The sequence below is a fragment of the Asprobacillus argus genome, from assembly GCF_032248395.1.
Classification (GTDB): Bacteria; Bacteroidota; Bacteroidia; order Flavobacteriales; family Flavobacteriaceae; genus Polaribacter; species Polaribacter argus.
Window position 1 is genome coordinate 1 of the sequence record NZ_JAVTTO010000006.1, and the last position, 19,862, is coordinate 19,862.

Annotated in this window: 18 protein-coding genes; 10 read left to right on the plus strand and 8 right to left on the minus strand. The window is 34.2% G+C overall.

The features are described 5' to 3' along the window. The first annotated feature begins 200 nt into the window (after positions 1-200). Entirely contained in the window at positions 201-920 is a 720-nt protein-coding gene (locus RQM59_RS13885; RefSeq protein WP_349242724.1) for a hypothetical protein, read from the plus strand. A gap of 78 nt (positions 921-998) precedes the next feature. Then, positions 999-1,742 (plus strand): 23S rRNA (guanosine(2251)-2'-O)-methyltransferase RlmB, encoded by a 744-nt coding sequence (gene rlmB / locus RQM59_RS13890; protein ID WP_349242725.1) that lies wholly within the window; start codon positions 999-1,001, stop codon positions 1,740-1,742. 7 nt (positions 1,743-1,749) lie between these two features. On the opposite strand, the gene RQM59_RS13895 is transcribed toward rlmB, so the two are convergent. Further along, on the minus strand, positions 1,750-2,409 hold the full coding sequence (locus RQM59_RS13895; RefSeq protein ID WP_349242726.1) for a rhomboid family intramembrane serine protease: 660 nt from the start codon (positions 2,407-2,409) through the stop codon (positions 1,750-1,752). Positions 2,410-2,484: 75 nt separating this feature from the next. On the opposite strand from RQM59_RS13895, the gene RQM59_RS13900 reads away from it, so the two are divergent. Beyond that, entirely contained in the window at positions 2,485-3,759 is a 1,275-nt protein-coding gene (locus tag RQM59_RS13900; RefSeq protein ID WP_349242727.1) for a replication-associated recombination protein A, read from the plus strand. Here the strand turns inward: RQM59_RS13900 and RQM59_RS13905 are convergent. The 4 genes from RQM59_RS13905 to RQM59_RS13920 are packed head-to-tail and all read right to left on the minus strand — an operon-like array spanning position 3,756 to position 7,187. Continuing rightward, positions 3,756-4,505, minus strand: a complete 750-nt coding sequence (locus RQM59_RS13905; RefSeq protein WP_349242728.1) for a hypothetical protein — start codon at positions 4,503-4,505, stop codon at positions 3,756-3,758. The genes RQM59_RS13900 and RQM59_RS13905 overlap by 4 nt on opposite strands. Before the next feature lie 49 nt (positions 4,506-4,554). Continuing rightward, entirely contained in the window at positions 4,555-5,889 is a 1,335-nt protein-coding gene (locus tag RQM59_RS13910) for a DUF5723 family protein (protein ID WP_349242729.1), read from the minus strand. Between the two features lie 37 nt (positions 5,890-5,926). Continuing rightward, positions 5,927-6,478, minus strand: coding sequence for a hypothetical protein (locus RQM59_RS13915; RefSeq protein ID WP_349242730.1), 552 nt, complete (start codon positions 6,476-6,478; stop codon positions 5,927-5,929). A 22-nt stretch (positions 6,479-6,500) separates the two neighbouring features. Next, positions 6,501-7,187 (minus strand): YjjG family noncanonical pyrimidine nucleotidase, encoded by a 687-nt coding sequence (locus RQM59_RS13920; RefSeq protein ID WP_349242731.1) that lies wholly within the window; start codon positions 7,185-7,187, stop codon positions 6,501-6,503. An 82-nt stretch (positions 7,188-7,269) separates the two neighbouring features. Between RQM59_RS13920 and RQM59_RS13925 the strand changes: the two genes are divergently transcribed. After that, the gene (locus tag RQM59_RS13925) at positions 7,270-8,469 is read left to right on the plus strand and encodes a lipopolysaccharide biosynthesis protein (RefSeq protein WP_349242732.1); all 1,200 of its coding nucleotides are present in this window, start codon (positions 7,270-7,272) and stop codon (positions 8,467-8,469) included. Further along, a complete protein-coding gene (locus RQM59_RS13930; protein ID WP_349242733.1) occupies positions 8,462-9,076 on the plus strand; it encodes a DapH/DapD/GlmU-related protein in 615 nt (204 codons plus the stop codon). The genes RQM59_RS13925 and RQM59_RS13930 overlap by 8 nt, the downstream gene beginning before the upstream one ends. On the opposite strand, the gene RQM59_RS13935 is transcribed toward RQM59_RS13930, so the two are convergent. The 3 genes from RQM59_RS13935 to radC are packed head-to-tail and all read right to left on the minus strand — an operon-like array spanning position 9,062 to position 11,973. Further along, a complete protein-coding gene (locus RQM59_RS13935) occupies positions 9,062-9,967 on the minus strand; it encodes a hypothetical protein (RefSeq protein ID WP_349242734.1) in 906 nt (301 codons plus the stop codon). The two genes, RQM59_RS13930 and RQM59_RS13935, sit on opposite strands and share 15 nt — an antisense overlap. Before the next feature lies 1 nt (position 9,968). After that, positions 9,969-11,273 carry a polysaccharide deacetylase family protein gene (locus tag RQM59_RS13940; protein ID WP_489752643.1) on the minus strand — a complete coding sequence of 435 codons (1,305 nt, stop codon included), beginning with the start codon at positions 11,271-11,273 and terminating at the stop codon, positions 9,969-9,971. 13 nt (positions 11,274-11,286) lie between these two features. Beyond that, positions 11,287-11,973, minus strand: coding sequence for a RadC family protein (gene radC, locus RQM59_RS13945; RefSeq protein WP_349242736.1), 687 nt, complete (start codon positions 11,971-11,973; stop codon positions 11,287-11,289). 113 nt (positions 11,974-12,086) lie between these two features. Here radC and trkA point away from each other — a divergent pair, with 113 nt between their 5' ends. The 5 genes from trkA to RQM59_RS13970 all read left to right on the plus strand — a co-directional run bounded on the left by trkA (position 12,087) and on the right by RQM59_RS13970 (position 19,862). Continuing rightward, on the plus strand, positions 12,087-13,433 hold the full coding sequence (gene trkA / locus RQM59_RS13950) for a Trk system potassium transporter TrkA (protein WP_349242737.1): 1,347 nt from the start codon (positions 12,087-12,089) through the stop codon (positions 13,431-13,433). A 1-nt stretch (position 13,434) separates the two neighbouring features. Beyond that, entirely contained in the window at positions 13,435-14,934 is a 1,500-nt protein-coding gene (locus RQM59_RS13955) for a TrkH family potassium uptake protein (RefSeq protein ID WP_349242738.1), read from the plus strand. Between the two features lie 114 nt (positions 14,935-15,048). Next, on the plus strand, positions 15,049-18,354 hold the full coding sequence (locus RQM59_RS13960) for a T9SS type A sorting domain-containing protein (RefSeq protein ID WP_349242739.1): 3,306 nt from the start codon (positions 15,049-15,051) through the stop codon (positions 18,352-18,354). 14 nt (positions 18,355-18,368) lie between these two features. Further along, complete coding sequence (locus tag RQM59_RS13965; protein ID WP_349242740.1) at positions 18,369-18,524, plus strand: hypothetical protein; 156 nt, start codon at positions 18,369-18,371, stop codon at positions 18,522-18,524. A gap of 117 nt (positions 18,525-18,641) precedes the next feature. Continuing rightward, a complete protein-coding gene (locus RQM59_RS13970) occupies positions 18,642-19,862 on the plus strand; it encodes an NAD(P)/FAD-dependent oxidoreductase (protein ID WP_349242741.1) in 1,221 nt (406 codons plus the stop codon).

Below are 19,862 nucleotides of genomic sequence, written 5' to 3' on the forward strand. Positions count from 1 at the left end.
TAGAGGATCTAATCACTTATCTTTTGTAGGTGTGCCAATCCCTTATAACGATGAAAGAATGCAATTTGAAATTCCGTTAGATGAAATTCAAAACAATCCTTTCGTTAACGATCAAAATAATTAGTCATCAATAATAATTAATCACCATGCTTATCGATTATAAGCATGGTGATTATCTTATCAACAAAATCCAAATTAAGATGAAAAAAATTACATTATTATTATTTGCATTCGTTGCAATGATTTCTTTAAATAGCTGTGAAGATAATGTTGACCCAACAGGTGTCAACTATGTTACGTTTGAATCAGCAACCTATAACTTCGGTGTAGATATCGGATCCTCTAATACAAGAGAGATTAAGGTATATACGGCAAACATAACTGGTTCTGCTAGAACTTTTACAGTAAATGTTGTTGCCGCTGGTACTTCTGCAGACCCTGCGTCTTATGTAGTTCCTACAACCGTAAGTGTTCCTGCAAATTCTAACGTTGGTTCGCTAAGTATAACTATTTCTGATATCAATATTGGTTCGGCTGGACAAACAATTGAGTTAGCTTTCGGAGCTGAGTCAGGTTTATTCCCAGGTGCAAATATTGTTTTAAATGTTGCACAAGTATGTCCTTGGAACGATGTTTCTGTAAAACTTACTTTTGACCAATGGCCAGAAGAAGCTTCATACGTATTATCGGATGGTACAAATGTAGTAGACTCTACAACAGCTGGAGCTTTTGCTACTGCTCCTGATAATTCAGATTGGACAAAAGCTTACTGTTTAGCAGATGGTACATATACTTTTACTATCAATGATGCTTATGGAGATGGTGGTACAACAGTTGATGTTACAACTGCAAATGGACAATATTCTATTAGTCCTACTTCGTACACATCTACAGCTAATGTAATGTTTACAGTACCTTAGTAGGTAATACCTTTTTAAAAAAACAAATAGATTGCCTTGTGCAATCTATTTGTTTTTTATATTATACATAACTATACTATGGAGAACAATACGCAAACAACAATTTTTGGTCTAAGGGCTATTATCGAGGCTATAGAAAGTGGTAGCACTATAAACAAAGTATATCTACAAAAAGGCCTGCGTGGAGATATTTTTTATCAGCTAGACAAGCTTATTAAAATAAATAAGATTACCACTAGCATGGTTCCTGTTGAAAAATTAGATAGGCTCTCTAAAAATAAAAATCATCAAGGAGCGGTTGCTCAAATTTCTCCTATAGAATTCCATGATTTAGAAAAATTGATTGAGGAAACAACTAATCAAAACACAATTCCTTTGTTTCTCCTTTTGGATCAAATATCCGACGTTCGAAACTTTGGAGCCATTATAAGAACAGCTGAATGTACTGGGGTACATGGTATTATAATTCAGCAAAATGGTAGTGCTCCCGTTAATGCAGAAACTATTAAAACTTCTGCTGGTGCTGCATTTAAGGTACCAATATGTAAAGTGAATCATATTAAAGATGCGCTATTTCTATTACAAGCAGAAGGCATTAAAACGGTAGCCGCTACAGAGAAAACAGAAGATTCTGTATACGACATAGATTTGAACCAGCCATTAGCCATTATCATGGGGTCTGAACACAGAGGTATAAATCCATCAGTATTAAAAATGGTTGATTATAAAGCTAAACTGCCTTTATTAGGAGCTATCGAATCTTTAAACGTGTCTGTTGCTTGTGGTGTATTACTGTACGAATCTGTAAGGCAACGTCTGTAGGGTTTTCTTAATTACCCTCTTCTACTCCATTATCTATTAGCTGACCATTTTCATCAAACAAAAGATCAAAATCAGTTTGTGAAAATTCGAACTCTTCTTTAACCATTCCAACTTTCCTGTAGATTAATGCTAGAACAACCCCCATAATAAAACCAGATAAGTGACCTTCCCATGACATTCCTTCTTTAATTGGCAGTACATACCACACCATACTTCCATATAAAAAAATGACTATCAATGACACTGCTATCAATCGGTAATGCCTTCGGATAATTCCACTAAAAAAAATAAAACTAAATAATAGGTATACAATTCCGCTTGCCCCAATATGATACGCATCCCTCGCAATTATCCATGTCAATAATCCAGAAAAAAGACCTCCTAATACCAATACTTTAATAGCTGCTTCCTTATAAAAACTAAATAAGGCCGTCATAAGCACCAATATAGGGATTGAATTATTAAATAGGTGTGACGTGTCACTATGAATGAAATGTGTGAACAACACGCCTCTAAGGCCTTTAAATGTTCTTGGAAATACTCCAAATTTGTTAAAATTCCATCCAAAATTAATTTCTATCCAATATACGACCCAAATAACGATCACAAATAAGATTGGAATTCTAAAAGCACTTAAATTGATTTTTTGAGGTAATTGACGCTCCATATTACAATATTACCAAAAATGTATCCATTCTTAAATTACTGAAGTTCTGTCATAAATCTTTATTATTTTTACCTAATGAATGAACCTTTGGCAGAAAGAATTAGACCAAAAAGTCTTGACGACTATATTAGTCAGCAACATTTAGTTGGTAAAACAGGTATATTAACCAATCATATTAAGAGGGGGATTATTCCTTCTTTAATTCTTTGGGGCCCTCCAGGCATTGGCAAAACAACATTAGCAAATATCATTGCCAATGAATCCGAAAGACCATTTTATACTTTAAGTGCTATTAGTTCGGGAGTAAAGGATGTACGTGAAGTAATAGACAAAGCAAAAAAGAGTGCCGGTTTATTCACGACTAAAAACCCAATCCTATTCATTGACGAAATTCACCGTTTCAGTAAATCACAACAAGATTCTCTATTAGGCGCAGTAGAGAAAGGTTGGGTAACATTAATAGGTGCCACCACAGAAAACCCAAGCTTTGAGGTTATTCCAGCATTACTATCCAGATGCCAGGTCTATATTTTAAATTCATTCGACAAGAATGATCTCATTGCGCTATTGCAAAGAGCAATAGATAAAGATGATATTATTTCTGAAAGAGAGATTGTCCTGGAAGAAACGGATGCACTTATGCAGGTATCAGGAGGAGATGCTAGGAAATTACTAAACATCTTTGAATTGTTGGTAAATTCGAGTGATGACCCTGTTAAAATAACGAATAGTTACGTTTTAGAGAAAGTTCAAAAGAACACCGCGAGATATGATAAAACTGGAGAACAGCACTACGATATTATTTCTGCATTCATAAAATCCATTCGCGGAAGTGATCCCAATGCTGCTGTATATTGGTTAGCGCGAATGATTGAAGGCGGTGAGGATGTTAAGTTCATTGCTAGAAGACTTGTAATTCTAGCATCCGAAGATATAGGAAATGCCAACCCAACGGCTTTGATATTGGCTAACAACACTTTTCAAGCAGTTTCAATCATTGGAAATCCCGAATCTAGGATCATACTAAGCCAATGTGCTGTTTATTTAGCTTCTTCTCCAAAAAGCAATGCTTCCTACAAAGCTATTGGTAAAGCACAAGCTTTGGTGAAAGAAACGGGGGATCTGTCCGTACCTCTGCACCTACGAAATGCTCCTACAAAACTAATGAAGGACCTTGAATATGGCAAAAACTACAAATATTCTCACGATTTCGAAAATAACTTCGCAGCGCAGGAATACTTACCAGATACAATTTCAAATACGAAACTTTATGATCCTGGGAAAAACTCAAGAGAAAACAATTTTAGGACTTTTCTAAGGAATCTTTGGAAGAAAAAGTATAATTACTAAAATACGATTACGTATTTTTTCTTGACAAGTTCATTACTTGTATTGTAGAACTCGGCCACCCAGTAATTTCCTTCTTTATACATTGTTCCGTTCTTACCTTTAATAATAAAAACGTTGTCAGTCTTTGTTTTCAATATTTGATACACGCCCATTGATTTTGAATCAACTAGATCAAATCCGTTTTTTATGGGCTTAGCAGTAAGTCTTGGCAACTTCGCAATATCGTCCATAACTACAACGGTGGTTTTCGGTTTTACTTCTGTCTTTTCTTTTTTCGGTGTTTCGATTCTTTTTTCAGGATGATCGTTAGAAGGCTGATACAAGTAATTTAGCGCCATGATTGGTTTAAAAGCATTCCTTAAAACCTCTCTATATGCTTTTGTGTACTTTTTCTCCTTAGTCCCAAACACATCGGTTTTAAAAACAACGTTATTTCTACAATCCAAAAGCTCTATATATATTTTGGTCGCCAAAAAGGCAGATTTTCTAAGAATATTTGCCGTCAGCGCCAAACACCTGTCTTTTGAAAGATCTTTTGGTAAAACCTCATTGCTCAAATAAGCTTTAAACCCACTTTTTTCAAACAAAAACTTTGACAATGAGCTTGTTTGATATTGATCTGGTTCATTTAGAAAATCAAGTTTAACCGGAACTATTACATATTTAAACGAATTAACACTAGGTTTTTCTTGCGATTGAACTAAAAAACCTACAAAAAGTGCAAATACAAATAGTATTTTTTTCATCTTGTTGTATTTATTGATATCACTATAAAGATAATTAAATATATCCATTCTAATCAAAGACCATGTTGACTCCAAAAGAAACAGAGGTAGATTTTGAACGAGCTATTTCAGTTAACCCAAGAATATTATCAACCATTCCAAATATATTGACATTAAACAACTCTCCTACAAAACCAAAACCAAAATTCTTACTTGAAAAATCATTTATAGTGTGGGTAAACTTTGTATGGAACTTCTCGGTAATAGTAGCTTCAAAAAAACTAGTTAAAGCAAATTGTTGTCCCAAAGGTCTAAAAACAGAGTGTAACTGCACGCCTATCGCATTATAGTAATATCCTTTCTTAGTATCAGCATAACACACCTTAGATCTTCTTTCTCCAAAACTATATTTCAAGGCTGCATTTAATTTGGCCGGCCTCCAAGAGATGTATGAGTTTTGATTTTCACCATTGGGTACTTGTTCTTCAAAAGCTATATCCAATTCATTCCAATAATCGGTATTATTACCATCATATTGAAAGTTTACTCCGTCAAAAACAAAATCTCCCTTAGCAGTAAAGTTTTTAATGCTTTTAGAATGTTTGATAAAACCAACATCTAGAAGACTACCAGAAAGTTCTAATTGAGGGTTTATATGATACGTAAAACCAATATCGAAACCAAAACCTAAGTTTCCACTTAAAAAAGTCTTTGTATAAAGACTTGAAGGATTATCAAGGGTTTCGTCATTTTCTACAATACCAGAAGATCTAACATTCACGTCCACTCCACTGAGGTATTGTCTTAATAAATTGGTGTCGTGCTCGATGGTGGTGAACGTTCCAGAATTATTCTTCGTTTCTGCATTTAAACTAGAAGAATATATCTTTACCCTAGCTCCTATATTTAGTCGTTCATCCACTTTTCTTGAAATACCCGCGTGCAATACTCCAAGTATATCCGCTTTAAATGCTAGTTCAGAAACAGAAAAAGGTCTATTTAAAAAAGGCTCATTTCCTTGATTGATAAGTGTAGCAATATCCTTAGGGAAATAAAAGATAAAATCTAATTCCTGATAAAATCCAAAACTCAAATAGGTCTTATCATCATACCTAAAACCTCCATTTAGTACATCAATTGATGTATTCAAATGAATATAATCATCCTTATCTAACTTATCTATGGCTCTATTAACTTTTGTACTAAAATCTATACCGTCACTTAAAAATAAATCTCCTAAAACTAGATTTGTGGAACTCAAATTCACCGAAAATCCTGACAAAAAAGGGATCCCAACATGATATCTGTAATTGGTTTCAGCACCAGGGTTTAGTAGTAATGTTTGAGGAGTTTCTGCAAAACCATAAAGTAATTTTTGCTGCGCTAACGTTATACTTGAGATCATCAAAAGTATATAAAAAACTATTCTTTTAATAATCATACTATGTGCTAACGTAAAATGTTCCTGCTGATTTAAAACTTAAATTCTGGATCACTGTTGGGCTTAGTGGTGTTGTACTGGTAGACATTTCCACACTAACCCTAATCTTTCTGGTTCTTAGAAAATCTTGATTATTAGCAATAAGTATAGTCTCTATAGGTGGCACCAATAATTGATTAGGTTGGGCTGTGAAATTTATGATTGGATGCGTTGGGTTATTATTCGCGTCTAAAAATTCGATGGAAAAAGAAAAAGTTCTATTGTCAAATTGATTGTTAACTTCGAAATTTAGCGCTACCCTCTGTAAGTTATCTCTAACAAAGGAGTTGTCTAGGTATGTAAAATCGGTAATATCAGAAACCGTGGTAACATCTGTATTTGTAGTAGGGTCGATAAAATTACTTTGATTGAGGTCAAAAGAAATAATCGGTGAATTATACACCGGCGAGGCAGAATATTCAATTTGGTCAAAATCCAAATTATCTACACATGAGTACAACGTGCTCAATGAAAAAATCGAGAGTAAATACCATTTCAATATATTTGTTTTCATCGTAAGGTTCAATAAAAAAGTTTTAAAGATACTTCATTATTTCATTTAACGATGTAACCGAGATTAAATTATCAAGTTTCACTTTTTCTTCGTCAAAATTACAGTGAATAACAGAAAAATTACAATTTAAAGCTCCCTGAATGTCTGCTTCCAAGTTATCTCCGATCATTAATGAGTTTTCTGATTTTGCATTTGCTTTCTCAAGGGCATATTTAAACACCTTAGGATTAGGCTTCTTCACTCCTACCGATTCAGACGTAATTATTTCATTGAAATACGATAAAATCCCCGATTTTTCCATTTTTACGGTTTGCACCTCCTCGAACCCATTTGTAATAATATGTAGTACATACTTGTCTTGCAAATACTCGAGTAGCTCAAAAGTTCCTTCAAATAAATGATTAAAACTAGGCAAATGCTCAATATATTTTTCCGACAGTAGGTTAATAAGATCATCTGAAGCATTGTAGTTTAATTTTTCAAATGTTTCATTCAATCTGCCATACCTCAGTTTTTCTTTAGAAACTCTTTCTTCTCTATATAATTTCCAATAGTTAGCATTAATTGGCTTGTAAATGTCAATAAATGACTCGAAACTTACGTTCACAGAATACTCATGTAAAATTTTTTTAAATGTCAAAGCTGAGTTTTTTTCAAAATCCCATAATGTGTGGTCTAAATCAAAGAATACATGCTGTATATGTTTCATTTCAGTTATATTTGATAAAAAAGTATTGATTTCAAAAATACATAAAAAGCCCATATCTATTTTTGTGAAGAACATTTTAATAATGTTCCGAGGAACAGTGATTTCGCAAATCGTTGCTATTCTAGGGTCATTGTATTTAGCAAAATTATATGGAGCAAATGCGTATGGTATTTTTGGTGTATTTATAAGCATTACCAGTATTTTTTCGATTATTAACACATTGCAACTAGAAAAGAATGTTGTTACAGCGAAAACCATTGACAAAAGCAAGAATTGGTACGCCTTTTTAACGTTTAGCTCTCCATTAGTCGCTGGTTTGTTTCTTCTTGTTTTTTATGGATTGTACAAGGCAGATCTTCTCCAAAATATTGACACTAATGTTGTTCTTTGGTCCTTTCTTGGAAGCGTTTTTGTCGCTCTTTTCGTTGTAAACGAAAGCTTCTTTATATACCGAAAGAAATTCAAACTGCTATCTAACAGCAAAGTGTTACTCACCTTTATTAATGTGGCGCTACAGGTAATACTTTTTTATAAATATCAATTTTATGGCTTAATATATGGTTATGTTATCTCACAATGTATCATTGTCTTATACTTTTACGTAAACAACATAAAATTTGTAGGTTTTCCTGTCCAAAATGATATAAAAAATGACCTAAAGGCTAACAATACAATTATTAAATTTTTACTCCCTGGCAATGCTATAAATGCATTTGCTATCCATTTAATGCCAATTTTCATAGCTGCTTTTTTCAGCGAAGAACAAGCGGGAGTCTACTTTTTCGTGACAAAATTACTCACAGCTCCGCTGTTTTTAATCTCATCTTCAGTATCTCAGGTATATTTTCAAAAAGCATCTGAATTGTATCATTCTAAAAGGACTGATATACTTAAAATGACTAAAAAAATTGTGAAAGGGAATCTATTAATTATGCTTTTTATTTTGCTTCTTATAAACACGGTTGCTATGTACTTTTTGGAATGGTACCTTGATCCGGAATGGGAGAATATTAGATTTTTTACGCTTATTTTGTCATTTCTAATTTTAGCAAGAACTTCGTTTAATCCTATTAGTAGTTTAATGATCATACTGAATAAAAATCATATAAGCCTTTGGTTCAATATTTATTTGTTTTTAGTAAATATTATTGCCATTTACGTAGGGTATGTATATGCGGATATAACAATAGCTGTTTCGATTCTTTCTCTCTTTGGAGGAGTTGGCTATTTGGTTTTGTTGTTGTATTTTTTGAAGCTATTAAAGAACCTAGAGAATGTTTAATAAGTTAGATTTCTTCTTCTTTGGATGGATTATAAATCTATTCTACCCAGAATACTACCGTCCAAAATATGGATATCAACGTTACTACATATTGTTTTTCCATTACTTAATACCACAAAAGCTATTCCGATTAAATCCAAAAGTCAAGTGGCCTGTTCACCACACATCAAAGGTAATCGCTCCAGATAATATTACGAAAGGAGTGCTCTGCGATCCAGGTGACAATCTTAATAATTACATTCAGGCAAATAATGGGATTTCTTTTGGCAATAATATTGAGTTAGGGCCAGGGGTTTCTATTATTTCTGCAAACCACGATTCGGAAAATTTAAGCAACCATTTAAAAGCAAAACCAATTTCCATTGGAAATAATGTTTGGATTGGTGCCAATTCAACCATCCTTCCCGAAGTTACGATCGGAGACAATGTGACTATTGGTGCTAATTCTGTTGTAACTAAAGATATTCCATCAAACAGCATTGCTGTAGGGAACCCTTGTAATGTAGTTAAGTCAAAAAAGACGTATAGCGAAGATTTAAGTACTATTATTTTTAACAGAAAGTTATCAAAAAAGCATCAGGAGTACATAAACTCACTTTCTAAATAACTTAATCAAGACTGGAAGTTTGTTTTGTTTAAGAAAAGAATAATTCGATTCATTCGCTCCAAAACTCTTGAAATAGTCCGCTACCGTTTGTATTGACGATCCTCCGAAATTAAAAGAAGTGTATGTTTCTTGATATTTAGAAATTGCCCGATCTATCAAAAAAGTATTGGCGCCGTTCTTGCGATTCCTTAAATCTGTGGATGACACTAAAATAGTTGCTGTTTTGTTATATAAAAGAAAAAAAGCAGAAGCAACTAAACATTCATTCTCATCGTAAATTGACAGAACCTCACCCACCTTTTGACGTATACATTTCTCTATCAAAGATGATAGGTTCTGATAATCCTTCTCTTCAATATTTTGGTCGCGCTTGCCGATATTGTTCTTAAATAATGTAACTAGGTTTTCAGATGTATCCTGCCAAACCTCTCTAAGTCCAAATTTATTCGCTTTTACTAAATCTTTCTTTCTGTCTTTTCTATATCTTAAAAATACATCATCATACCCTTCAGCAATTGATATCCATTGCATTTTTCTGATAACACTCTGATCATTGATCTTTTCTATTCCATTATCCGTATTCAATCGTAGTTCTACAAACTTAAAACACCTCAACAGTGATTCAAGAAAAGGCTTCGTTTCAATTTTTTCGAGAGAAAATACTCCGAGTTCTAAAACCCATAATGGAGGGTATACATATTTGATAGTATATTTTTTATTCCAGGGAATGGGCATTACAGCTTGGTAATCATCCAATATAAGTGCTCCCCAAGTATCACAAGCAATATCCAAATACCATGAATATCCAAAAACTCTGCTTTGCAACGATTTTTCAATACAGTGATTGTACTTAACTACATCTAATTCTTCTCTATTTATAAACGAGATCATACTACGAATTTGCAGTTTTTAACATAGTTTCATATACTCTTTGCCAGCCTTTCCAACGCTTATAACCGCTTAAACTTTCATTGTGGAATAAGGTTATGAAAGATCCATTAACGGCCTTTACTTCATTTTGTATATCTCTAATTCTACCCAATGACTGTTTAGGGGTCAGCCCTAAATAATCATTTAGCGTAGTATCCATTAACGCAAACGGGTATATCTTTAAAGGGGTTTGAATTTCAAAATCTAAATCGTAAAAATAAAAAGGCGTACAGGTACTTGCTCTAAATCCAACATCACTTGCATATCCCATAGAATAATCCTCATAAATCTCTAGGTCAATTAAATTCTGATACGTTTCGGGTAAACTGAATCTTAAAAAATGTTGTCGAGATTTAGATGTAGGAATATTGGTGATGCTCTCTAATCTCTCCTTCTCTTTTTTTAACATTTTACTATCCTTCATGGTAAAATATGACGGATGAAGACCTACTTGAACATAATCTACAATATGTTTTATAAGTAGTCTAAACTTTCTTTTCGATGCTGAAACATTGGTGTCAAAAGTAGTATAGTCTCCCACTAAAAAGAAAAAGATCGTTTCCATTTTGTACTCTTCACTCAAAGACAATAACTTTTCGAAAGTATTATTTGGGTCTTTTTTGATATTTGTTAACACAGCAAACCTGTCCCAAAAACTACCCAGTTGAAATTTTATAAAATCATTTATAAATCCGCCAGAAGACCTTACAAAGCTTTTATATTTGTAGGCGTATGCGTTATCAATATCAATGGTAGATGTATATGTGCATTCTCTATCGGGAAACACATAATCTGGAAATTTCTCTTGTAATTTCTCTCTTAATTTAAAAGCCCAAATATCTATTACTGGTTTATCTAAGAAACGAAACTTAAACGCTAGACTTTGTTCTGCAGTAAATCGTTCATGAACATCCTTAACATGAGGTAAGTATTCTTCGTATCTAGAAATCAAATAAAAACTTGCAGCAAAAATATCATATGGTATCACAGATTTAGCGCCAGCATTAAAAAAGCATGGAACATCATCCCATTTTTGTACACTAATATCAAGATCGTTAACTCCCTGTTCAAAAAGGAGATCGTTACTTCTAATAAAAAACTCCTTTCCTAAAGGGAGCTTTGTATAACTCAGCTTTGGGCCATTGAATGCCACAAATTCCTCCACTTTGCTTGCAAAATCAACTTCGACATTCAATATTCTTGTAAATATATGCTTACATATATACTTCACTCTAGGTGTAATTTTATGGGAATAAATTAATATCAATTGAAGTTATGGTTTATAGTTTGCCTTCATCGGCAAAACTAAAATAAGATTTTTGAGTAATAATCAAATGATCTAATAATTTTATGTCTAATGTCTTTGCCGCCATGTTGATTTTATCCGTCACATCTATATCTGAAAGACTCGGTTTCAATTTTCCAGAAGGATGATTGTGACATATTATTATGGCCACACACATCGTTTCTATTGCCTTTTTTAATAATATCCGGACATCTACAATCGTAGCTGTCAACCCTCCCTTACTTATTTGATCTTTGGCTATAACCACGTTAGAATTATTAACGTATAAGACCCAAAACTCTTCATGATCTAGCTCTCCTATAATGGGTTGCATCAATACAAATGCGTCTTTACTACTTCTTATTTTGGGTTTTAAATACTCCTGTTCAAACTGCCTTCTCTTTCCTAGTTCCAGAGCCGTGATAATACTTATTGCCTTAACCTCTCCTATACCCTTAAACCGTGTTAGCGCTTCAATAGATAATTTTGCCAGACTGTTCAAATTATTATCAACAAAAGCCAAAATTCGTTTCGATACATCAACGGCACTTTCACTCTTATTTCCTGATCCTATAAGGATGGCTATGAGCTCTGCATCCGACAATGTAGCTTTGCCTTTAGCAATCAACTTCTCCCTAGGGCGATCATCTAACGCCCATGATTTGATGGTTAACTTTTTCATATTTCAATTTTTTCTAAAGTTACAGTTATCCTTTGGATTTTCGAAATAAGAGTACATTTTTGTTTTAACACCGACAAGTTTATATCTTTGCTCTTTATACTGATTCTTTTTATATGAAGATTATAATAGCTGGGGCGGGCGATGTTGGATTTCATTTAGCTAAATTACTTTCTTACGAATCTCAAGATACTTATATCATAGATTTTGATGGAGAAAAGCTAAATTATATTAATAATCATTTAGACGTAATTACAAAAAAAGGTGATGCTACTTCCATTAGCCTTTTAAAAGATATTGGTATTGAATCTGCAGATTTACTTCTAGCGGTTACCGAATCTCAAAATACAAATTTCACTGTTTCTGTAATAGGGAAGTCTTTGGGGGCTAAAAAAACAATTGCAAGAATTGACAATCCTGAATTTTTAGAGAATGAGGAGATCGACTTTAAGGATTTTGGTGTAGACTTTATGATATCTCCCGAAGAACTTGCAGCGAAAGAAATAAAGATGCTCCTAAATCAATCTTCTTTTAATGATACAGTTGCTTTCGAAAATGGTTTGTTTAATATCATGGGAATTACATTAGGGTATAAATCTCCTTTATTAGACCTAACAGTTAAAGAAGCACGTGATAAATTCTACAATGTAGATTTTATGACTATCGCTATAAAAAGAGAGGGGATTTCTCAAACAATTATCCCCAGAGGTGATACTACATATAAACTAAATGATCAGGTGTATTTTTCCATTCCAAATTATAGCTTGGATGATATTTATCCCATTGTAGGGAAAAAACAGATTAACATTAAAAATGTTATGATTTTAGGAGGAAGTAGTATTGGTTCTAAAACAGCAAGAAACCTTTGTAAAGAAAACTTCAAAGTAAAGTTGATTGAAAAGAGTAAGGAAAAATCTCTGGTACTAGCAGAAGAACTGAACAATACACTGCTCATAAATGGTGATGGAAGAGATATTGAGTTACTCGAAGAAGAAAATATCCGAGAGATGGATGCCTTTATAGCGGTTACAGGAGATTCTGAAACGAATATCATGTCTTGTTTGGTTGCCAAATCTAAAGGAGTTAAAAAGACGGTAGCCTTGGTAGAAAACATGGACTATATCAATATCTCTCAAACGATTGGTATTAATACGCTTATCAACAAAAAACTAATTGCTGCTAGTAATATTTTTAGGCACATTAGAAAAGGAGAAATCCTGGCATTGGCTAACTTACATAATATTGATGCCGAAGTTTTTGAGTTCGAAGTACAGGCAAACGCTGTGGTTACTAAAAAACTAATAAAGGACCTTAAATTTCCAAGGGAAGCTGTATTTGGAGGGATTATAAGGGATGAAAAAGCACTAATAGTTCACGGTGAGTTTCAGATTCAATCTGGCGACAAGGTTATTGTATTTTGTCTTCCAGAAGCTATTGGTTCTATAGAAGACCTATTCAATTAAAATGAACAACCTGAATTTTAAAATCATATATAGGTTTCTTGGGCTTACAGCAGTTCTAAATGGACTGTTTATGTTTATTGCTTCACCTTTCAGTTTTTACAATAATGAGCCTGAAGGTTGGAGTATTTTAAATGCTGGTATTGTTACCATATTTGCTGGACTCCTACTCTATTTTTTTAATAAGCCTAAAAGTACAAACATTCAAAAAAAAGAGGGATATCTCATTGTTACCTTAGGTTGGCTTACACTGTCAGTTACAGGAATGTTACCGTACTTGTTTACGGGAAGTATTCCTAATGTAACCAATGCTTTTTTTGAAACCTTATCGGGGTATTCTACCACTGGGTCTTCCATATTAACAGATATAGAAGCTATGCCAAAAGGAATCCTGTTTTGGCGAAGTGCTACACATTGGATTGGTGGTATGGGGATCATTGTTTTAACCATTGCGATTCTTCCACTACTAGGAATTGGAGGTATGCAGCTATTTATGGCCGAAGCTCCTGGACCATCAGCAGATAAACTGCACCCAAGAATTACAGATACCGCAAAACGATTATGGTTGATCTATGTAATACTTACTTTCGCTGAGTTCTTTTTATTAAAGGTAGCTGGTATGACGTGGTTTGATGCTATCAACCATGCAATGGCTACTGTAAGTACTGGTGGGTTCTCAACAAAAAACGCGAGTATCGCTTTTTATAATGACATTCCACTTATTCAGTATATCATTATCTTTTTCATGTTGGTTGCAGGGACCAATTTTGTACTTACCTATTTTGCGTTGAAAGGTAAAATTCAAAAAGTATTTAAAAGTGAAGAGTTTAAATATTATTTATTTGGAATTATAAGTGTTTCTGCCATTGTTACAATTATCATTCTTTTCTTTCAAGATGAAAGTCTACAATCCAGTATCGAACACCCTATGGTCTATGGTGCTTCCGAAAGTGCTGTTAGACATGCGCTGTTCCAGGTTACCTCAATTATAACCACAACGGGGTTTGTTACGGCCGATTTTACGATGTGGAGCTTTTTTGCAACAGGCATTTTCTTTGCGCTATTTTTTGTGGGCGGATCAGCAGGTTCTACTTCCGGAGGTATTAAAATAGTACGTCATATTGTGATGCTAAAGAGTAGCTTTTTAGAATTTAAAAAAGCATTACACCCTAATGCCATCATCCCAATTCGATATGATCGGAAAGCTGTAAATCAAACTATTGTATTTAATATTATTTCCTTTTTTATTATTTACATGCTCATCTTTATCATTTCTTCGGTAATTCTCACTTTTTTCGGTTTAGATTTTGTTTCCGCATTGGGAGCAGCTGCTTCCTCCCTTGGAAATATTGGACCCGCTATAGGAAGTGTGAGTCCAGTAGATAATTTTGCCCATTTAAGCGATGGCGCTAAATGGTTTTGTTCCTTTTTAATGTTGATTGGGAGATTAGAACTGTTTACTGTACTTATTTTGTTAACTCCTTTCTTCTGGAGGAAAAATTAACAAAAGACTCTCTTAGGTTATTTTTTTGTAAAGGTTTGGTCTTAAATTTTTTATACTATTTTTTATAATTATTTTTATTCCATAATTCTTTAACTTAAAAACCCAGTATCTCATATGAAACAAAAAAACTTTCTAAAATTATTGTTCCTACTTCTAACTCTGACTGCTTCAAATGGTTTTGGACAAATTGCTAGTTGGGTTTTAACTTCAGATGGAAATGCATCAGGTGTACATGCGAATATAAGTGCTTCGGCATTTACATCAACAGGTACAGGTACTCTCTCTTTTGGTTCCTCAGGAGCCTTTGCTAATGGATGGTCTACAGGAGCCATTGATACTGGCAAGTACTTTGAAATTACGGTAACTCCAAATTCTGGTTTCGAAATTAACATAACCGATATTAATTTTGGTGAAAGAAGGTCTGGGACAGGAATGCGAGATTATCAAGTTAGATGGTCTATAGATGATTTTGCAAGCGATAATACAATCGCTACAGTAAACGTACCTGATAATACATCTGAAAGAGTTGGTGACATCTCCGGGCTAAACATTGATGTAGCCGATGGGGAAACTTTAAAAATAAGGTGGTACGGATATAATGCAGAAGCATCGGGAGGTACTTGGAGGATCAATAACAGTACGCTAAACCTAGAAGGTAGCGTTTCTGCGTCGAGTCCAGTAGTAGGTTTTGACTCAGCTTCCAGTTCCGTAAATGAAACTAATGGAACAGTAAATACTCTTATCCCAATTACAATGTCCAGTCATGATGGAAATCAAGTAGATTTGAGTGTTGCCGTTACTGGTGGAACTGCAGAAATGGCAGATTATACCTTAAATACTACTTCTTTATCTTTTACGGGAGATGGTAGTCAAAACGTATCTTTAGATATTAATTCTGATGCTGGTTTTACTGATGAAACGGTAATTTTAACAATTACAGAGACAAGTAGTGTCGCTGGCTTAGTCATTTCTCAAGCAACACATACAGTGACCATTAACGATGATGAATCTCCACCCACTATAGGTTTTGATTCAGCTACTAGTACTGAAAATGAGACAGATGCTACTTTTACCAGTGCTAATATACCAATAACTGTTAGTGGCTATGATGGAAATCAAATAGACATTAATGTAAATGTGACGGGAGGTACCGCTGAAGTTGGAGATTATACGTTTACCTCTCCTACTTCTCTATCTTTTACAAGTGACTCAACACAAAATATAACTTTTCAAGTAAATGACGATGGAGACAGTAGCGATGAAACTATCATTTTTACTATTACAGAAACGAGTAGTGTTACTGGTTTAGTAATTTCTCAAGCCACTCATACTGTGACTATAAATGACGATGAACTACCCGTACTTCCGACCGCTGGAACAGTCTTTATAACTGAAATTGTGGATTCCAATTCAGATTTTAATGCAGAATACATAGAGCTATTTAATAATTCTGGGGATGACATCGACTTAAGTACAAGTAAGTTAATTAGGGCAAACGGCGGTACAAACACTTCTGAATATGTTTTTGATTTTGGCACGGATGAAACAACAGCAAATACAGATGCCACTATACCTGCTTATGGCTTTATAATAATTACTAGAGGTGCTACGTTGGCAGAGTTTAATACAGAATATGGAATTACCTTAGATTCGGGTGTAAGCTATAATGGAGGAAATTCTAGCTTATTTTTTGGAACTGGAAGGCGATGGAGATTACAAGTTGGCGGTACTGCAAATACTGATGATGGCACACTCATAGATGACACTGATGCTGGAGTCGGAATCGATAGAGATATTCAAAATATCTTTACAGGTGTTTTTTCAACATCGGGAAATTATAATCAAGCAAATCCGGGAGAGCTAGATTACTTAGTATATAATGGTGGTGCTTGGGTAAATAGTACTGCTTTAGACGGCACAACTGCAGCTGTAGATGCTTATCTTTACGATAGTTTTACAGTTTCAGCAAACTCAGCAGCCAATGTCATAGGTATTTCTTCTGGACAAACACTTACCATAAACGCTGGGGTTTCTTTGACTGCCAACGGCAACCTTACAAATAACGGAACCCTTATCATAAATTCAACCGCCTCTTTATTAGTATCGGGTTCGGCTACTGGGAACATTACTTATAATGTCAATGTTGCAGATACGAACTGGCACTTAATTTCTGCTCCTGTAGAGGGGGAGCAATATGACGATGCTTGGAATACCTTAAATTCTATTAATGTTTCTGGAAACTTACTTAATGATGGAGTGAGCACCTATGACAATACAACCGATGCAGATGGTAATTGGGATTATTTTCAAACTGGTGGAGCAGCCACTACATTTAATACAGGCCAAGGGTATTCGTTGCTTCGAACAGCAGCCGGTGATTATGGCTTTATTGGTACTATGAAAGACGACGATGCGTCCATTGCAATTACAGCAAATGACATTGGAGGTGGTGGAGAAAATAGATGGACCTTAATAGGAAATCCTTTTCCTTCTTATGTAAGTATTGATGACTTCTTAGGTTTAGCAGCAAACGCCACAGCTTTAGAGGATAGTAGAGAAGCTATTTATGTTTGGAACGGAACAGCTTATGTAGCATTAACAACCGGACATATACATCCTGGACAAGGGTTCTTTGTGAATTCTAATGTGGCAAGTACTTCTGTAGCTATTAATGAAAACATGTTAAGCCATCAAACGGGAATTACTTTCTATAGAAACGCATCGACAGATTCATCAATAGAGTTGACTCTTTCAGATGGACAAAGTACTAAAATGACAGAAATTAAGTATTCAGATGGTAAAACGACAGGGTTAGATCCTAGGTTCGATATTGGTACTTTTACTGGAACCTCCAATAGCTTCCATGTTTATTCACATCTAATTAGTAACAGTCAAGGTGTTGACTTTATGAGACAAACTTTACCTAATAGTAATCATGAAAATCTCATTGTTCCTATTGGGGTAAATGCTGATAATGGCACAGAGATTACATTTACCGCCAATGCACTAAACATCCCAAATGGATTAAACGTATTCATAGAAGACCGTGACTTAGGTATATATACACAGCTAGATGTGGCGAATGCAGCATATACAGTTACATTGGGAAGTGATCTTAATGGCATTGGTCGTTTTTATTTACATACCAATACACAGAGTGCGCTAAGTACAACATCTTTTGATCTAAGTACTGTGAGTATTTATAAGACAAGCAATACCAATCTAAGAATTGTAGGTCTTCAAAATGGAAATGCTTCTTTAAGCATCTTTGATATTTTAGGAAAACAAGTGCTACAGTCGTCATTCGAAGCCAGTAGTTTGCATGATATAACGCTACCCAATGTCAAAACTGGGGTCTATATAATTCGATTGTCCACAGACAATGGAACGTTGAATAAAAAGATCATACTAAATAACTAAAAATGACCCCTATCATGAAAAACAATAAAGATATTACGCGTAAAGAAGCCATACAAAAAATAGGTAATTATGGAAAATATGCTGCATTAACCGCATTAGGGACGTACATTTTATTACAACCTAAAAAAGCGCAAGCGGCCAGCCCTGAAGATCCGGGAACTGGATTTTAAAAGTAAAATAACCCATTAAAAAAGCCTTGGAACATTTCAAGGCTTTTTTAATTACATCCAAGTCAAATCTTACATTCAAAATAGTATCTTTATCACCTTAGAAAATTATTGAGATACATGATCAAAGAATATGATGTGATTGTCATTGGAGGTGGTCCAGCTGGTGGGCAATGTGCAAGAGAATTATCCGCAAAAGGACATAAAACGCTATTGGTTGAGCGATATAAAAGTTTTGAAGACAATAACTTTTCAAGTGCAGGTATGACCTTAGCACCTCTCGAAGAATTTGATATTCCTGAGAGCGTTATTGGTACCTATTGGAATGACTTTGTAATTCAATGTTCTAAAGAAGAGTATCGTTGGAAAGGAGATGAGCGAAAAGGTGTTGTTTTGGATTTTGGAAGGTTACGTCAATTTCTCGCGGATGAAACAATAGCTAATGGAGGTGAAGTATTAATGGGTCATCGCTATGTAAAAAAGACGGTCACGAATAATGGAGTTATCGCAGAATTTAAAAACGCCGATGCTTCAGAAACCATCCAACTAAAAGCTAAATTACTAGTTGATGGTACAGGTCCACTTAGAAAAGTAATGTATGATTCTAAAGATGATCAACCTGAAATGGTGTATGGTAGCGGAATTGAATACCTGATAAAAGTAGATCAAAAGGCCTATGATAAATACAAAGAAACACTGATTTTCTTCTTAGGTGATAAATGGGCTTTGAAAGGATACTCTTGGATTTTTCCAATGGAAAATAGAATACTGAAAGTTGGTTCGGGAAAAGTACATATTCAAGCAAAAGACGAGGGAAAAACCACCAAAACCACCAAAAAACTTACCGAAAAAATTATTAACGACTATATACAACCTGACGACTATACTTTAATTGATGTACATGGCGGAACGTTACGATATAGTCCTAGCATTCAGGACTCCTTTTATAAGGACAAGGTTTTTGCTGTGGGTGATGCTGTTTCTACTGTAAACCCTTTAGGAGGGGAAGGTATAAGATATGCCATGCAAAATGCTTCTCTTGCTGTACAATATATTGATGAATATTTACAGACTGGAACCACTAATTTTAAGCAATATCGGAAAAAGTGGAGGCGCAAGCATTTGTTAAAATGGCAAATTAGCGAAGTGTCTTGTAGAAGAATGTATAGTAGATATAATGATAGTCAAATAGAAAAAAGAATATCCTATTTGTACAAGAGCACTGACATCAATAGCTTAATAGATACTTTATTTAATTTTAGATTTAGCAGATTGATTCTACGAATTTTTCAAGTATATTACTTAAAGTTTAAAGATAAATTTAAAAAACAAACTTTTTAA

Excerpts from the sequence above, each read along its gene's own strand:
- RQM59_RS13935 (WP_349242734.1), bottom strand. The coding sequence starts at position 9,967 with ATGATCTCGTTTATAAATAGAGAAGAATTAGATGTAGTTAAGTACAAT.
- RQM59_RS13960 (WP_349242739.1), top strand. The coding sequence starts at position 15,049 with ATGAAACAAAAAAACTTTCTAAAATTATTGTTCCTACTTCTAACTCTG.
- RQM59_RS13920 (WP_349242731.1), bottom strand. The coding sequence starts at position 7,187 with ATGAAACATATACAGCATGTATTCTTTGATTTAGACCACACATTATGG.
- RQM59_RS13895 (WP_349242726.1), bottom strand. The coding sequence starts at position 2,409 with ATGGAGCGTCAATTACCTCAAAAAATCAATTTAAGTGCTTTTAGAATT.
- trkA (WP_349242737.1), top strand. The coding sequence starts at position 12,087 with ATGAAGATTATAATAGCTGGGGCGGGCGATGTTGGATTTCATTTAGCT.
- rlmB (WP_349242725.1), top strand. The coding sequence starts at position 999 with ATGGAGAACAATACGCAAACAACAATTTTTGGTCTAAGGGCTATTATC.
- RQM59_RS13970 (WP_349242741.1), top strand. The coding sequence starts at position 18,642 with ATGATCAAAGAATATGATGTGATTGTCATTGGAGGTGGTCCAGCTGGT.
- RQM59_RS13955 (WP_349242738.1), top strand. The coding sequence starts at position 13,435 with ATGAACAACCTGAATTTTAAAATCATATATAGGTTTCTTGGGCTTACA.
- RQM59_RS13930 (WP_349242733.1), top strand. The coding sequence starts at position 8,462 with ATGTTTAATAAGTTAGATTTCTTCTTCTTTGGATGGATTATAAATCTA.
- RQM59_RS13910 (WP_349242729.1), bottom strand. The coding sequence starts at position 5,889 with ATGATCTCAAGTATAACGTTAGCGCAGCAAAAATTACTTTATGGTTTT.
- RQM59_RS13885 (WP_349242724.1), top strand. The coding sequence starts at position 201 with ATGAAAAAAATTACATTATTATTATTTGCATTCGTTGCAATGATTTCT.
- radC (WP_349242736.1), bottom strand. The coding sequence starts at position 11,973 with ATGAAAAAGTTAACCATCAAATCATGGGCGTTAGATGATCGCCCTAGG.
- RQM59_RS13965 (WP_349242740.1), top strand. The coding sequence starts at position 18,369 with ATGAAAAACAATAAAGATATTACGCGTAAAGAAGCCATACAAAAAATA.
- RQM59_RS13915 (WP_349242730.1), bottom strand. The coding sequence starts at position 6,478 with ATGAAAACAAATATATTGAAATGGTATTTACTCTCGATTTTTTCATTG.
- RQM59_RS13900 (WP_349242727.1), top strand. The coding sequence starts at position 2,485 with ATGAATGAACCTTTGGCAGAAAGAATTAGACCAAAAAGTCTTGACGAC.
- RQM59_RS13925 (WP_349242732.1), top strand. The coding sequence starts at position 7,270 with ATGTTCCGAGGAACAGTGATTTCGCAAATCGTTGCTATTCTAGGGTCA.
- RQM59_RS13905 (WP_349242728.1), bottom strand. The coding sequence starts at position 4,505 with ATGAAAAAAATACTATTTGTATTTGCACTTTTTGTAGGTTTTTTAGTT.